We start from the raw sequence: 14,713 nt of genomic DNA, 5'->3' as shown, positions 1-14,713 counted from the left end.
CTGCGATCGCCGCTGAGGCACCGGCTAAGCCCTTGAACCATTTTCAGGAATGAGGCACATCGCGCGGGACATGACCGAAAACACCCCCGCAAGGCCTCATCCGCTCGATCACCTGGTGCTGCCGACAGCAAGCCTCGATGTTGCGCGGGCGCGCTTGGCCCTGCTCGGCTTTACCGTTGCGCCGACAGGTATCCACCCTTTCGGAACGCAAAACTGCTGTGTCTTTCTCACCGACGGCACCTATCTCGAGCCGCTCGCGGTCGCTGACCGGCAGGCCGTGGCAACGGCGATCGCGAACCGCAATGTCTTTGTCGTGCGTGATCGCACGTATCGCGAAGAAAACGGCGATGAAGGATTTTCTGCCGTGGCGCTGGGCACCGAAAGCGCCGCCGCGGACCACGCGCGCTACATGGAAGCCGGTCTGTCGGCGGGAAACGCGCTAAGCTTTTCGCGCGCCTTCACCGATGCGGCGGGAAAGAGCGATACCGCATCGTTCAAACTGGCCTTCGCGGCTACAGGCAAGACAGCGGACGCTTTTCTCTTCGCCTGCGAGCGGATCAATGCGCCGAACGTCGACCGCACTGCGTTGCAGGCCCACGCTAATGGCGCAACCGGCATTGTCGAAGTCGTGGCAGTCACTGGCGAACCTTTCGAACAAGGCCGTTTGATTTCGATCGCAGCCGGAATCGAGGCGCAGGGCGGCGGCACTGTCTATGAGCTGCCGAATGCCGTCGTGACCGTTCTGGATCCTGCAGCCTATTCGGCACGCTTCGGCATTCCTGCCGGCGCACCATCTGAACTCCGCTTTGCCGGGATCGTCTTTTCGATTAGGCACGGCGATGCCGTCGCCAAGCTGCTTGCAGCCAATTCTGTCGAACACCACATGCGCGGCGGTGATACCATCGTGCCGCCGGCGCCAGGGCAGGGCGCAGCCTTCATTTTCCGGGAGATCGCATGAACAAGCTCAATCCACTGATGCCGAACTCTTCCGTTGCGGTCGGCAAAGTCATTTTCGGCAACAGCGCGCCCCTATCGCTGATCGCTGGTCCATGCCAGCTGGAATCGCGGCAGCACGCTTTCGACATGGCCGGTGCGCTAAAGGAATTGACCGACAGGCTCGGCATTGGGCTCGTCTACAAGACCAGCTACGACAAGGCCAATCGCACCTCGCTTGGCGGCACGCGCGGCGCGGGACTTGAAGCGGCAATGCCGATCTTCGACGACTTGCGCAGGAATTTTGCGCTGCCGATCCTGACCGACGTCCACACTGAGGAACAATGCGCGATCGTCGCTCCGCATGCCGATATCCTGCAGATTCCTGCCTTCCTCAGCCGCCAGACCGATTTGCTGATTGCTGCGGCAAGAACCGGCAAGGTGGTCAATGTGAAGAAGGGGCAATTCCTCGCGCCGTGGGACATGAAGAACGTCGTCGCCAAGATCATCGGCTCCGGCAACGCCAATGTCTTGGTCACCGAGCGCGGCGCATCCTTTGGTTACAACACCCTGGTGTCCGACATGCGGGCGCTGCCGATCATGGCCGAGATCGGCGCGCCGGTGATTTTCGATGCCACCCATTCCGTGCAGCAGCCGGGTGGGCAGGGCGGTTCGTCTGGCGGCGACCGGCGCTTTGTCGAGACGCTGGCGCGCGCGGCCGTCGCGGTTGGCGTCGCCGGCGTCTTCATCGAGACGCACCAGGACCCCGACAACGCGCCTTCCGACGGTCCCAACATGGTGCCGCTAAAGGATCTTCCCGCATTGCTTGAACGGCTGATGGCGTTCGATCGCATTGCCAAAAGCGTGGGTTGAACCAGCAGTTGCGCCACAGCAGCGCCGCCAGGAAACTTTGAAGAATTTCGAACCTGCCTGGAACCTTAGCCCGCGGCCCTCATTGTCAAAATCTAATGTCAACGACGACGAGGAGCACACCATGACGACCCAGACGGGACACACCGAAGCCATCGCCGCTTCGCGGGTTATCGGCACATCGGTCTACAATACGGAAGGCACTCATATCGGCGACATCGAGGACGTCATGCTCGACAAGCTGTCGAACGGAATCATGTTTGCCGTGATCGGTTTTGGTGGATTTCTCGGCATCGGCGAGAAATACCACGCCATTCCGTGGGCGAGCCTTGACTATGACGAGAACAAGGGCGGCTATGTCGTGCCGTTCACCAAAGACCAGCTGATGGCCGCTCCTTCCTATTCGATCAACGAGTTGACCGGCGCCGACGGCGAGGCCGCGCGTGATGCCTCATATAACTACTACAAGGTCGAGCCTTACTGGCACTGACCTTACTGGCACTGACTAAGTCTCCTGGAATCAAAAAGGCCCCCGGGAAATCGGGGGCCTTTCGATGTGGCGGGATGCTACTGCGCAATCTGCAGGGCCGGCAAAGGCGACGATCCCTGCGGGGGTTGCTGATTGTCGCACGACGTCAGGAACGCAGCCGCGATCAGGAACAAACTCACAATACCGCTCAACTGGGACATGGCGAAACTCCTCCTGTTTCGCCCCGCGCGACAACAGCCATAAACCAGAAACCGGCATGCCGCGTATGACAAATGATGACAGCGCTTCGTGCTTCGTGAATCCGTAGCGCGCGGGCAATATTTGCAAGTGCCCCGATTGCGTTTTGCGGCGCTTTGGCTAAGAGGTGCGCGACGCTTCAATCGATCAATCGGGGACATCGCAATGACGGCCATCATCGACATTGTCGGGCGTGAAATCCTGGACAGCCGCGGAAATCCGACCGTCGAGGTCGACGTCGTGCTCGAAGACGGTTCGATGGGTCGCGCCGCGGTGCCTTCCGGCGCCTCGACCGGCGCGCATGAGGCGGTCGAACTGCGCGATGGCGGCCCCCGCTATCTCGGCAAGGGCGTGCTCACGGCGGTCGAGGCGGTGAACGGCGAGCTGTTCGAGGCGATCGGCGGCATGGAGGCAGAGAATCAGATCCATATCGACCAGACCATGATCGAGCTCGATGGTACGCCCAATAAGAGCCGGCTCGGCGCCAATGCCATCCTCGGCGTGTCGCTGGCTGTGGCCAAGGCTGCGGCCGAAGCGGCCGACCTGCCGCTCTATCGTTATGTCGGCGGCACCAAGGCCCATGTGCTGCCGGTGCCTATGATGAACATCATCAATGGCGGCGCGCATGCCGACAACCCGATCGATTTCCAGGAATTCATGATCCTGCCGATCGGCGCGCCGACGCTGCGCGACGGCGTGCGCTGGGGCTCGGAGATCTTTCATACGCTGCGAAAGAAGCTGAAGGACGCCGGCCATAACACCAATGTCGGCGACGAGGGCGGCTTTGCCCCCAACCTGAAGAGCGCGCCGGCCGCGCTCGACTTCATCATGGAATCGATCGAGCAGGCTGGCTTCAAGCCCGGCGAGGAGGTTGCGCTGGGCCTCGACTGCGCGGCGACCGAATTCTTCAAGGATGGCAACTACGTCTATGAAGGCGAGAGGAAAACCCGCGACCCGAAGGTGCAGGCCAGATATCTGGCCAAACTTGCTGCCGACTACCCGATCATCACCATTGAGGACGGCCTGGCGGAGGATGACTGGGACGGTTGGAAAATACTGACCGATCTCATCGGCAAGCAAACGCAGCTGGTTGGCGACGATCTGTTCGTCACCAACACGGCGCGGCTGCGCGACGGCATCCGCATGGGTGTCGCCAATTCGATCCTGGTCAAGGTCAACCAGATCGGCTCGCTTACCGAAACGCTCGACGCCGTCGAGACCGCGCACAAGGCCGGCTATACCGCGGTGATGTCGCACCGCTCGGGCGAGACCGAGGATTCGACCATCGCCGACCTCGCCGTTGCCACCAATTGCGGGCAGATCAAGACGGGCTCGCTGTCACGCTCGGATCGCATGGCCAAGTACAACCAGCTCATCCGCATTGAGGAGGAGCTCGGCAAGCAGGCGCGATATGCCGGCAAGTCGATCGTGAAAAGCTGATTTCGAGAGAAAATCCGTGGCGGCGAGGGCGGGGACATTCCCGCCCTTTTTTGCTTCCTGGCTCTGAATCCAACAGGCTGTAACCGTCCATTAAGCACAATCGGGCGACAAAGGCGGCGTAGAGGATTCGGACCATGTGGACACGCCAGCACAAGCAAAGAAACACCGGCCGGCTGATCATCCCCTCGCTCTGCGTGGTGTTCCTGACTTATTTCGGCTTCCATGCCTATCATGGCGAGTTCGGCATCTATTCCAAGTATCAGCTCGAAGCTGAGACTGCCGAATTGCAGGGCAGGCTCGATGCCGTCAGGGCGCGCCGGATCGATCTCGAGCGCCGCGTTCAGCTGATGCATGAGGGCACCCTGGAGAAGGACATGCTGGACGAGCAGGCGCGCAAGGCGCTTAATCTGTCCCACGCGGACGAGATCACCATCATGCTGCCGGTTGCAAGATAACCGGATTTCAGTTAATCGGTGATATTTGCAATGATTTTAATTGCTTAGATGCATGACAGCCATGCGTTTTCGGCATGGCGAAAGCCTTCCCTGCATGTTAGCCTGCCTCAAATCGGTGGGAGAACTGATCTCCCTCGCTGTCCGCCAAGAGACGCCAACAGGGAGTGATGCATGGCCACCGCCACCAGAAAAGCGCCTGCCAAATCCAAATCGGACGGCAAAACGCCGGGCCTTTCCACCCCAAAGCCTGTTGAATTCACCAAAGACCAGGAGCTTGCCGCCTACCGGCGCATGCTGCTCATCCGCCGCTTCGAGGAAAAGGCCGGCCAGCTTTACGGCATGGGCTTCATCGGCGGTTTCTGCCACCTCTACATCGGGCAGGAAGCGGTCGTTACCGGCATGAAGATGGCGCTGATCGATGGCGACCAGATGATCACCGCCTATCGCGACCATGGTCATATGCTGGCCATGGAGTTGTCGCCGCGCGGCGTCATGGCCGAACTGACCGGGCGCCGTAGCGGCCTGTCCAGAGGCAAGGGCGGCTCGATGCACATGTTCTCCAAGGAGAAGCATTTTTACGGCGGCCACGGCATCGTCGGCGCGCAAGTGTCGCTCGGCACCGGCATTGCGTTCGCCAACCGCTATCGCGGCAACAACAATGTGACGCTGACCTATTTCGGCGATGGCGCGGCGAATCAAGGCCAAGTCTACGAAAGCTTCAACATGGCCTCGCTGTGGAAGCTTCCGGTGATCTACATCATCGAGAACAACCGCTACGCCATGGGCACCTCGGTCTCGCGCTCGTCGGCCGAGACGGATTTCTCGCACCGCGGCGCGTCCTTCAAGATTCCAGGCATCCAGGTCGACGGCATGGATGTGCGCGCTGTAAAGGCAGCCGGCGACCTCGCCGCCGAATGGTGCCGCGCCGGCAACGGGCCGCTCATTCTCGAAATGCAGACCTATCGTTACCGCGGCCATTCGATGTCGGATCCGGCTAAATACCGCTCCAAGGAAGAAGTGCAGAAAATGCGCTCCGAACGTGACCCGATCGAGCAGGTTAAGGCGCGGCTGCTCGATAAGAAATGGGCAAGCGAGGACGAACTCAAGGCCATCGACAAGGAAGTCCGCGACGTTGTCGCCGACGCCGCAGAATTTGCCCAGAACGACGCGGAGCCAGATCCGTCCGAGCTCTGGACCGACATCGTACTTTAACGAGAGGGCAAGGACATGCCGATCGAAATTCTCATGCCCGCCCTCTCGCCGACCATGGAAGAGGGTAATGTTTCGAAGTGGTTGAAGAAAGAAGGCGACAAGGTCGCGGCCGGTGACGCCATTGCCGAAATCGAGACCGACAAGGCAACGATGGAAGTCGAAGCCGTCGACGACGGCACGCTTGCCAAGATCGTGGTTCCTGCCGGCACCGAAGGCGTCAAGGTCAACACACTGATCGCTGTGCTGGCCGTCGATGGCGAAGACATCGACGAGGCGGGCGAAGGCATTGGCGAGGAGGCTGTCGTGTCGCAAGCGGCAGCGCCCGCGGCTGCTCCGCCCCCCGTTGCTGCTCCGGCCAAGAGCGAAGCGGCAGCACCTGTTGCCGCCGCACCCAGGCTGGAAATTGCCGCCGATCCGGACATCCCGGCCGGCACCGAAATGGTCTCGACCACGGTGCGTGAAGCGTTGCGCGACGCAATGGCTGAGGAAATGCGCCGCGACGGCGACGTCTTCGTCATGGGCGAGGAAGTCGCCGAGTACCAGGGCGCCTACAAGATCACACAAGGCCTGTTGCAGGAATTCGGTCCGCGGCGCGTAGTCGACACGCCGATCACCGAGCACGGCTTTGCCGGCGTTGGTGTTGGCGCGGCGATGGCCGGCCTGAAGCCGATCGTCGAATTCATGACCTTCAACTTCGCCATGCAGGCGATCGACCAGATCATCAATTCAGCCGCCAAGACGCTCTACATGTCCGGCGGCCAGATGGGCGCCCCGATCGTCTTTCGCGGCCCGAACGGCGCGGCTGCCCGCGTCGCCGCGCAGCATTCGCAATGCTATGCCGCCTGGTACAGCCATGTTCCCGGGTTGAAGGTGGTGATGCCCTATACCGCCGCCGACGCCAAGGGTCTGCTCAAGGCGGCGATCCGTGACCCGAACCCGGTCATCTTCCTCGAGAACGAAATCCTTTACGGCCACTCCTTCGACGTGCCGAAGATGGACGATTTCGTGCTGCCGATCGGCAAGGCGCGCATTCACAAATCCGGCAAGGACGTGACCATCGTCTCGTTCGGCATCGGTATGACCTACGTGATCAAGGCCGAGGCGGAGTTGCGCGGCATGGGCATCGATGCCGAGATAATCGACTTGCGCACCATCCGCCCGCTCGACTTCGACACGATCATCGCCTCGGTCAAAAAGACCAATCGCCTCGTGGTGGTCGAGGAAGGCTTTCCGCAGAACTCGGTCGGCGACCATGTCGCCAATCAGGTCTCGCAGCGCGCCTTCGATTTCCTCGATGCACCGGTCATTACAATTGCCGGCAAGGACGTGCCGATGCCCTATGCGGCGAACCTCGAAAAGCTGGCGCTGCCCAATGTCGGCGAGGTCGTCGAGGCGGTCAAAGCCGTCACGTATCGCTGAGCAGGGCGGGAGGACAAAATGCCTATCAACATCACCATGCCGGCGCTGTCGCCCACAATGGAAGAGGGCAACCTTTCCAAGTGGCTGGTCAAGGAGGGCGACAAGGTTTCGCCCGGCGACGTGATTGCCGAGATCGAGACCGACAAGGCAACGATGGAAGTCGAAGCCGTCGACGAAGGCACGGTTGCCAAGCTGGTGGTTCCGGCCGGCACTGAAGGCGTCAAGGTCAATGCGCTGATCGCGGTGTTGGCGGCTGAGGGCGAGGATGCGGCGGCCGCCGCGAAAAGCGGTGACGGCGCCGCGCCGGCAAAGGCTGAGGCGAAGCAGGACAAAGCACCAATCTCCCCACCCGTGGGGGAGATGTCGACGAAGTCGACAGAGGGGGGCGCTGTCCCTCCTGCCGCAGGGAGCGAGGCGCGCCCCTCTGGCCTGCCGGCCATCTCCCCCACACGGGGGGAGATCAGCCAATCCGCAAACGGTGAGCGCATCTTCGCCTCGCCGCTGGCCCGGCGCATCGCCAGCGAAGCTGGTATAGATGTCGCGGCGCTGACAGGCTCCGGCCCCCGCGGCCGCGTGGTAAAGGCCGATGTCGATGCCGCAATTTCCAGTGGCGGCGCCAAGGCGGCACCAGCAGCAAAAGCGGCGCCCGCCGGCGCTCCGGCGCCTGCGGCCGCAGCACCCAAACCAATGTCCGACGAGCAGGTGCTCAAACTGTTTGCCGAAGGCTCCTACGAGCTGGTCCCCCACGACAATATGCGCAAGACCATTGCGCGGCGGCTGGTCGAGGCCAAAACCACCATCCCGCATTTCTATCTGACGCTCGACTGCGAGCTCGACGCGCTTCTGGCCCTGCGCACGCAGATCAATGCGGCCGCCCCGGCGAAGAAGACCGAGAAGGGCGAAACGCCGGCCTACAAGCTTTCGGTCAACGACATGGTTATCAAGGCTCTGGCCATGGCGCTGATGGCGGTGCCGGATGCCAATGTGTCGTGGACAGAAAACGCCATGGTCAAGCACAAGCATGCCGATGTCGGCGTTGCCGTGTCGATCCCCGGCGGCCTGATCACCCCGATCATCCGGCGTGCCGATGAAAAGACGCTGTCCGTCATCTCCAACGAGATGAAGGATCTTGCCGGCCGCGCCCGTAGTCGCAAGCTGAAACCGGAAGAATATCAGGGCGGCACCACGGCGGTGTCCAATCTCGGTATGTTCGGCGTCAAGGATTTTTCTGCCGTCATCAACCCGCCGCATGCGACGATCCTGGCGGTCGGCGCCGGCGAGCAACGCGCAGTGGTGAAGAACGGCGAGATCAAGATCGCCACGATCATGTCGGTGACGTTGTCGACCGATCACCGCGCCGTCGACGGTGCGCTCGGCGCCGAGTTGCTCGTCGCCTTCAAACGCATGGTCGAAAACCCGATGGGCATGCTGGTTTAAGAGAGGGGAACAGGGCGGTGCGGAAATTCTTCACCAGCCTTTTTGCCTTCTTTCTTTCCGGTTTGGCGGGCGGATTGGTGGCGCAGTGGCTCGCCGTCGCTACCAATGCCGACGTAGAGTACATCCTTGTGTTCATGATCTCGGCTCTCGTCACCGTCCTCGTGACGGTCGCGTTCTTCATCGCACAATTCATGTCGGACCCACGACGGGCAACAAAGCTGACGGCGATCATAGGGGTAGCGTTTTTTGTGCTCGTTGGAGTTGCCCTGATCGGCTGGACTTTCTCCCAGCCCCCAGGCAAGAGCCAGTGGTCGGGCGATCTTCCCGTAGTCGCAGGTCTCGTCCTGCCAGGCATCGCTACGGTGCTGGTCCAGTGGCTTTTCGTGCGCTGGCGATTGGCGCGCTCGCAACCGGGTTTCGGCGGGGCAGGCACATGAAGACGGTCCTCTGCTACGGCGATTCGCTTACCTGGGGCTATGACGCGGCAAACCTCGGCCGGCATCCGCTGGAAGATCGCTGGCCGAGCGTGCTGCAGGCGGCATTGGGCAGCGGCGTCGAGGTCATCGCCGAAGGCCTGAATGGCCGAACCACCGCCTTTGACGATCACTTGGCCGGAGCGGACCGCAATGGCGCAAGGCTGTTGCCAACCATCCTGACGACGCACGCACCGATCGACTTGATCGTCATCATGCTCGGCGCCAACGATATGAAGCCGTGGATTCATGGTAATCCGGTCGCGGCCAAGCAAGGCATGCAACGCCTGATCGATATCGTGCGCGGTCACGATTACCCGTTCGATTGGCCGGCGCCGCAGATCCTGATCGTCGCGCCGCCCGTAGTCAGCCGCACGGAAAACGCCGAGTTCAAGGAAATGTTCGCCGGCGGCGATGACGCGTCAAAGCGGCTGGCGCCGCAATATTCCGCCCTTGCCGACGAGGCCGGCTGCGGCTTCTTCGATGCCGGCACGGTAGCCAAAACCACGCCGCTCGACGGCGTCCACCTGGACGCAGAAAACACGCGGAACGTCGGGCAAGCGCTGGCGCCGCTCGTGCGCCTCATGTTGGAATTGTGAAGGAGAAAGCCGTGGCTGAGAACTACGACGTCATCATCATCGGCTCCGGCCCCGGCGGCTATGTCACTGCAGTGCGTTCGGCCCAGCTTGGCTTCAAGACGGCGATCGTCGAGCGCGAGCACTTGGGCGGCATCTGCCTCAACTGGGGCTGCATTCCGACCAAAGCGCTGCTGCGCTCCGCCGAGATCATGCACTATTCGGATCATCTGAAGGACTACGGCCTGAAGATCGATGGCAAGGTCAGCGTCGACACAGCCGCCGTCGTCGATCGCTCGCGAAAGGTCTCGCTGCGGCTCAACGGCGGCGTCGGCTTCCTGATGAAAAAGAACAAGGTTGACGTCATCTGGGGCGAAGCCAAGCTGACCAAACCTGGCGAGATCGTCGTGTCGAAATCGTCGAAGAAGCCGATGGAGCCGCAGCCGCCGGCGCCCAAGGGCGTCAAGGGCGAGGGCACCTACAGCGCCAAGCACATCATTCTGGCGACCGGAGCGAGGCCGCGCGCATTGCCCGGCATCGAGCCGGACGGCAAGTTGATCTGGACCTATTTCGAGGCCATGGTGCCGAAAGAGATGCCGAAATCGCTGCTGGTGATGGGCTCGGGCGCCATCGGCATCGAGTTCGCCTCGTTCTACCGCACCATGGGCGCCGAGGTGACGGTGGTCGAACTGCTGCCGGCTGTGATGCCGGTCGAGGACGCCGAGGTCTCGAAATTCGCGCAGAAGCAGTTCGAGAAGCAGGGCATGAAGATCATTCTAGAAGCCAAGGTGACCAAGGTCGAGCAGGGCACTAACTCGGTCACGGCGCATGTCGAGATGAAGGACGGCAAGGTCGAGAAGATCACCGCCGATCGTATGATCTCGGCCGTCGGCGTACAGGGTAACATCGAAAACCTCGGCCTCGAGACGCTCGGCGTGAAGACGGACCGCGGTTGCGTCGTCGTCGACGGCTACGGCAAGACAAATGTGCCGGGCGTCTACGCCATCGGCGACGTTGCCGGACCGCCGATGCTCGCCCACAAGGCCGAGCATGAGGGCGTGGTCTGTGTGGAAAAGATCGCCAATTTCCCCGGCGTGCATGCCATCGACAAGCTGAAGATCCCGGGCTGCACCTATTGCAATCCGCAAGTCGCCTCGGTCGGACTGACGGAAGCCAAAGCGAAAGCCGATGGCAAGGACATCCGCGTCGGCCGCTTCCAGTTCGCCGCAAACGGCAAGGCGATTGCGCTGGGCGAAGACCAAGGCTTCGTCAAGACCATTTTCGACAAGAAGACCGGCCAGTTGCTGGGTGCCCACATGGTCGGCGCAGAAGTAACCGAACTGATCCAGGGCTTCGTCGTGGCGATGAATCTGGAGACCACCGAGGAAGAGCTGATGCACACGATCTTCCCGCACCCGACGCTGTCGGAGATGATGAAGGAGAGTGTACTCGACGCCTATGGCCGCGCACTGAATGCATGATAAATTAGTTGGGCGAGTCTCACACGGAAGACACAGAGGAACTCGACGGCAGAGCAATTCGTTTCGCAGGCATCATCCATCATACAAGGAGAGGGCATATGGAAATGAACGGCGTGGGCTGGGTTGCAGCCATCATCATCGGCGGCCTGGCGGGATGGCTCGCCGAGATGGTCATGAAGAGCAATACCGGCATCCTCATGAACATCGTTCTCGGCATTGTCGGCGCAATAGTGTTGAATGCCATCTTGCAGGCCCTGAACATCGGCATCTTCGGCGTCGGCTGGATAGCCTATCTGATCACCGGCTTCATCGGTGCCTGCATTCTGATTGCGGTCGGACGACTGGTGCGCCGCTAACCTCTGTCGGCACTTGCTATGCGAAAAAGGCCACCGCGGCATGCGTGATCGCGGCCTTTTTCTTTTCTCCGAAAAGTCCTAGATGACGTGGGTAGAGCGAGCGCTGGACAAGCGCTTGCCAATGAGCCGGGTTTCACATGGTCACCGTCCTCGACACGATTGCCAATGCGCCGCGCCTGCGGCATCCCGAAAAGGCGCACAAGCCGGATCAGGACGTACTGCGCAAGCCTGACTGGATCCGCGTCAAGGCGCCGATGTCGAAAGGCTATGCCGAGACGCGCGAAATCGTGAAGTCTCACAAACTGGTGACGGTTTGCGAAGAGGCGGGCTGCCCCAATATCGGCGAGTGCTGGGAGAAGAAGCACGCCACCTTCATGATCATGGGCGAGATCTGCACGCGGGCCTGCGCCTTTTGCAATGTCGCCACCGGCATCCCGACCGCACTCGATCCCGACGAGCCGGCGCGCGTCGCGCATGCGGTCAAGCAAATGGGCTTGAGCCATGTCGTCATCACCTCCGTCGATCGCGACGATCTGGCCGACGGCGGGGCCCAGCATTTTGCTGATGTCATCCGTGCGATCAGGGCAGCAACCCCGTCGACGACGATCGAAATCCTGACGCCCGATTTCCTGCGCAAGGACGGTGCGCTGGAGATCGTGGTGGCGGCCAGGCCGGATGTTTTCAACCATAATCTCGAGACCGTGCCGTCTAACTATCTGACGGTTCGGCCGGGCGCGCGCTATTTCCACTCGATCAGGCTCTTGCAGCGGGTCAAGGAGCTTGACCCCTCGATCTTCACCAAGTCCGGCATCATGGTCGGCCTTGGCGAGGAGCGGAACGAAATTCTGCAGCTGATGGACGATTTGCGTTCGGCCAATGTCGACTTCATGACCATCGGCCAATATCTGCAGCCGTCGAAGAAGCACCATCCGGTGATCCGCTTCGTCACGCCGGAGGAATTCAAGTCCTTTGAGACGATCGGCAGGACCAAGGGCTTCCTGCTGGTAGCGTCGAGCCCGCTGACGCGCTCGTCGCACCATGCCGGGGACGACTTTGCCAGGTTGCGCGCGGCGCGCGAAGCGTTTCTCAAAAAGTCCGCCTAACACTGGTTTTATGCCACAATTCGAAGCCCATCGCCGCGTTGCGCATACGCCGGAGCAGATGTTCGCTCTGGTCGCCGATGTCGAATCCTATCCGCAATTCCTGCCGCTTTGCGAGGCACTGACGGTTCGCTCACGCAAGGAACGCGACGGGCGCACCTTGCTCATCGCCGACATGAGCATCGGCTACAAGGCGATCCGCGAGACCTTTACCACGCAGGTGCTGCTGAAGCCGGACGAGAACGCCATAGATGTCAAATACATCGACGGCCCTTTCAAATATCTGAGCAATGTCTGGCGCTTCGACCCGGCGGACGGCGCTGGTTGCAACGTCTGCTTCTTTATCGACTACGAGTTCAAGAGCCGCATTTTGGGTGCGTTGATGGGAACCATGTTCGACCGCGCCTTCCGCATGTTCTCCGAGGCGTTCGAGAAACGGGCCGAAATCATCTACGGCGCGCCATCGACGGCCTGATCCGCAGCGAGCGCGCGCAGACCCAGTTCAAGCGCATGACGGACCGTCTCCCTGCGGATGTAATCGCGGCCCTTGTCGGCGAACAGCTGGCATTCGCTGACTACCGGCCGGCCAGCCACGGCAACGCCGAACCAGACCAGGCCGACAGGTTTTTCCGCCGAGCCGCCGTCCGGACCGGCGATGCCGGTCACCGCCAGGGCGAGCCCGGCCGGCGAATGCGCCAAGGCTCCGGCCGCCATCTCCACCGCAGTCTCGCGCGAGACCGCGCCGTGCGCCTCGAGCGTAGCGGCCGAGACGCCGAGCATCTCGGTCTTGGCCTGGTTGGAATAGGTGATGAAGCCGCGATCGACCACCGCGGAAGAGCCGGCGATGTCGGTCAGCGCGGCGATGATCATGCCGCCGGTGCAGCTCTCCGCCGTCGCCAGCATCATGCCGCGCTGCTGGCAGGCCTTAAGCAGGGCATCTGCGAGACCGCTATTGCTCATTCAGGGACATCCCCTGGAAACACAACGCTGGCAGTCGCGATGGCCGCTATGCCTTCCTCACGGCCGACGAAGCCGAGCTTCTCATTGGTTGTCGCCTTGATCGAGATGCGATCGCGCGAAATTCGCAGCATTGCCGAAAGCGCTTCGGTCATGGCCTCGCGATGCGGGCCGACGCGCGGCGCCTCGCAGATCAGGGTGATATCGGCGTTGGCGATGCGTCCGCCGCGCGCGCGCACCAGCTTCACCGCGTGTTCGACGAAGATGCGTGAAGCGGCCCCTTTCCACTGCGGGTCGGAGGGCGGGAAATGCGTGCCGATGTCACCGGCGCCGCAGGTGGCGAGCAGGGCGTCGGTCAAGGCGTGGAGACCGACATCGGCATCCGAATGGCCGGACAACTTCCTATCGTGTGGAATGGCGACGCCGCACAGGGTGACATGGTCGCCGGGCACGAACGCATGGACGTCATAGCCATTGCCGGTTCGGATGTCGGGAAAACGCGGGGCGCTGGAAAGCCGCTGATCCGCCATTGCAATATCCCGTGCCCAGGTCAGTTTGACGTTGTCCGGCGAGCCGGGAACGATCTTCACCGGAATATGCGCCCATTCGGCGATTGCCGCATCGTCGGTGAAATCCGCTTTGCCCAGATGATGAGCCTTTTCGTGCGCAGCCAGGATCGGCCAGAACGGAAAGCCTTGCGGTGTCTGTGCGGCATGAAGCCCGGCCCTGGACACGGTTTCGCCGATCATGCCTTCGGCCGTTTCGCGCTTGAGCGTATCGGCAACCGGCAAGGCAGGCAGTGCCCCCTGGCGCTCGCCAATGGCGGCGATCGTGCGGTCTATCAGTTCCGCATCGACAAACGGCCGGGCCGCATCATGGATCAAGACCCGGCCCGGCGCATTGCTTCTCAACGCCAGCAGTCCAAGGCGGACGGACTCCTGCCGTGACGTACCGCCGGTCACCGCGACGACACGGTCGGCGTTCGCACCGGCCGCACGGCGGAAAAGCGCGCCGTCGTCGGCATGGATAGCAACGACGACAGGTCCAATCTTCGGATGCGTCAGAAAGGCGCCGAGCGTGCGTGCGATAACGGCGCCGCCGCCGATTTGCTGGTACTGCTTCGGCCCCTTGGCCTGTCCGGCGCGCGCGCCGCGGCCGGCAGCAACGATGACCACGGCGACCTTGTCGTCCGCAGCTTGCTTTTCGCTCGCATCTCTCATGCCGAGACGCTTAACGCATGATCCCGAAAAGTGGTATCGCTTTTGGAAGACCCAGGAT

At 61.7% G+C, this 14,713-nt stretch carries 17 protein-coding genes; 14 read left to right on the top strand and 3 right to left on the bottom strand.

The annotated features are described in order from the left end of the window. Nucleotides 1-70: 70 nt before the first annotated feature. The 3 genes from NKH04_RS25555 (at nucleotide 71) to NKH04_RS25545 (ending at nucleotide 2,293) form a co-directional block, all read left to right on the top strand. Nucleotides 71-958 (top strand): VOC family protein, encoded by an 888-nt coding sequence (locus NKH04_RS25555; RefSeq protein WP_352973664.1) that lies wholly within the window; start codon nucleotides 71-73, stop codon nucleotides 956-958. Beyond that, nucleotides 955-1,806: a 3-deoxy-8-phosphooctulonate synthase gene (gene kdsA, locus NKH04_RS25550; protein WP_352874370.1), complete on the top strand. Its 852-nt coding sequence runs from the start codon at nucleotides 955-957 to the stop codon at nucleotides 1,804-1,806. Before NKH04_RS25555 ends, kdsA begins: the two co-directional genes overlap by 4 nt. A 121-nt stretch (nucleotides 1,807-1,927) precedes the next feature. Then, complete coding sequence (locus tag NKH04_RS25545; protein ID WP_023675091.1) at nucleotides 1,928-2,293, top strand: PRC-barrel domain-containing protein; 366 nt, start codon at nucleotides 1,928-1,930, stop codon at nucleotides 2,291-2,293. A gap of 77 nt (nucleotides 2,294-2,370) precedes the next feature. Here NKH04_RS25545 and NKH04_RS25540 read toward each other — a convergent pair whose 3' ends face one another. Next, on the bottom strand, nucleotides 2,371-2,493 hold the full coding sequence (locus tag NKH04_RS25540) for a hypothetical protein (RefSeq protein ID WP_084642452.1): 123 nt from the start codon (nucleotides 2,491-2,493) through the stop codon (nucleotides 2,371-2,373). 202 nt (nucleotides 2,494-2,695) lie between these two features. Between NKH04_RS25540 and eno the strand changes: the two genes are divergently transcribed. From eno to NKH04_RS25485, 11 genes are all read left to right on the top strand, one after another. Next, a complete protein-coding gene (eno, locus tag NKH04_RS25535; RefSeq protein ID WP_352471834.1) occupies nucleotides 2,696-3,970 on the top strand; it encodes a phosphopyruvate hydratase in 1,275 nt (424 codons plus the stop codon). A 134-nt stretch (nucleotides 3,971-4,104) separates the two neighbouring features. After that, complete coding sequence (locus NKH04_RS25530) at nucleotides 4,105-4,425, top strand: FtsB family cell division protein (protein ID WP_023675088.1); 321 nt, start codon at nucleotides 4,105-4,107, stop codon at nucleotides 4,423-4,425. Between the two features lie 171 nt (nucleotides 4,426-4,596). Then, nucleotides 4,597-5,637, top strand: a complete 1,041-nt coding sequence (pdhA, locus tag NKH04_RS25525) for a pyruvate dehydrogenase (acetyl-transferring) E1 component subunit alpha (protein WP_352502934.1) — start codon at nucleotides 4,597-4,599, stop codon at nucleotides 5,635-5,637. A 15-nt stretch (nucleotides 5,638-5,652) separates the two neighbouring features. Beyond that, the gene (locus tag NKH04_RS25520; RefSeq protein ID WP_352542001.1) at nucleotides 5,653-7,056 is read left to right on the top strand and encodes a pyruvate dehydrogenase complex E1 component subunit beta; all 1,404 of its coding nucleotides are present in this window, start codon (nucleotides 5,653-5,655) and stop codon (nucleotides 7,054-7,056) included. 18 nt (nucleotides 7,057-7,074) lie between these two features. Next, a complete protein-coding gene (locus tag NKH04_RS25515; protein WP_353045165.1) occupies nucleotides 7,075-8,493 on the top strand; it encodes a pyruvate dehydrogenase complex dihydrolipoamide acetyltransferase in 1,419 nt (472 codons plus the stop codon). 17 nt (nucleotides 8,494-8,510) lie between these two features. Beyond that, nucleotides 8,511-8,930: a hypothetical protein gene (locus tag NKH04_RS25510; protein ID WP_352973663.1), complete on the top strand. Its 420-nt coding sequence runs from the start codon at nucleotides 8,511-8,513 to the stop codon at nucleotides 8,928-8,930. Continuing rightward, complete coding sequence (locus NKH04_RS25505; RefSeq protein ID WP_023675083.1) at nucleotides 8,927-9,565, top strand: SGNH/GDSL hydrolase family protein; 639 nt, start codon at nucleotides 8,927-8,929, stop codon at nucleotides 9,563-9,565. The genes NKH04_RS25510 and NKH04_RS25505 overlap by 4 nt, the downstream gene beginning before the upstream one ends. Nucleotides 9,566-9,576: 11 nt before the next feature. Beyond that, nucleotides 9,577-11,022, top strand: coding sequence for a dihydrolipoyl dehydrogenase (lpdA, locus tag NKH04_RS25500; protein WP_352471838.1), 1,446 nt, complete (start codon nucleotides 9,577-9,579; stop codon nucleotides 11,020-11,022). Nucleotides 11,023-11,120: 98 nt separating this feature from the next. Continuing rightward, nucleotides 11,121-11,378 (top strand): GlsB/YeaQ/YmgE family stress response membrane protein, encoded by a 258-nt coding sequence (locus NKH04_RS25495; protein WP_023675081.1) that lies wholly within the window; start codon nucleotides 11,121-11,123, stop codon nucleotides 11,376-11,378. 137 nt (nucleotides 11,379-11,515) lie between these two features. Further along, on the top strand, nucleotides 11,516-12,481 hold the full coding sequence (gene lipA / locus NKH04_RS25490) for a lipoyl synthase (RefSeq protein ID WP_352471839.1): 966 nt from the start codon (nucleotides 11,516-11,518) through the stop codon (nucleotides 12,479-12,481). 10 nt (nucleotides 12,482-12,491) lie between these two features. Next, entirely contained in the window at nucleotides 12,492-12,953 is a 462-nt protein-coding gene (locus NKH04_RS25485) for a type II toxin-antitoxin system RatA family toxin (protein WP_352471840.1), read from the top strand. Here NKH04_RS25485 and NKH04_RS25480 read toward each other — a convergent pair. Together NKH04_RS25480 and NKH04_RS25475 are read right to left on the bottom strand one after the other, a co-directional pair. Next, nucleotides 12,929-13,438, bottom strand: a complete 510-nt coding sequence (locus NKH04_RS25480) for a CinA family protein (RefSeq protein WP_352833569.1) — start codon at nucleotides 13,436-13,438, stop codon at nucleotides 12,929-12,931. The two genes, NKH04_RS25485 and NKH04_RS25480, sit on opposite strands and share 25 nt — an antisense overlap. Further along, nucleotides 13,435-14,655, bottom strand: coding sequence for a bifunctional 2-C-methyl-D-erythritol 4-phosphate cytidylyltransferase/2-C-methyl-D-erythritol 2,4-cyclodiphosphate synthase (locus tag NKH04_RS25475; protein WP_352502929.1), 1,221 nt, complete (start codon nucleotides 14,653-14,655; stop codon nucleotides 13,435-13,437). Before NKH04_RS25475 ends, NKH04_RS25480 begins: the two co-directional genes overlap by 4 nt. Nucleotides 14,656-14,713 lie beyond the last annotated feature (58 nt).

This window comes from Mesorhizobium sp. M1365 (genome assembly GCF_040317865.1).
Classification (GTDB): Bacteria; Pseudomonadota; Alphaproteobacteria; order Rhizobiales; family Rhizobiaceae; genus Mesorhizobium.
The sequence above is the reverse complement of the archived record's forward strand: the minus strand, read 5'-3'. Positions and strand labels throughout refer to the sequence as shown.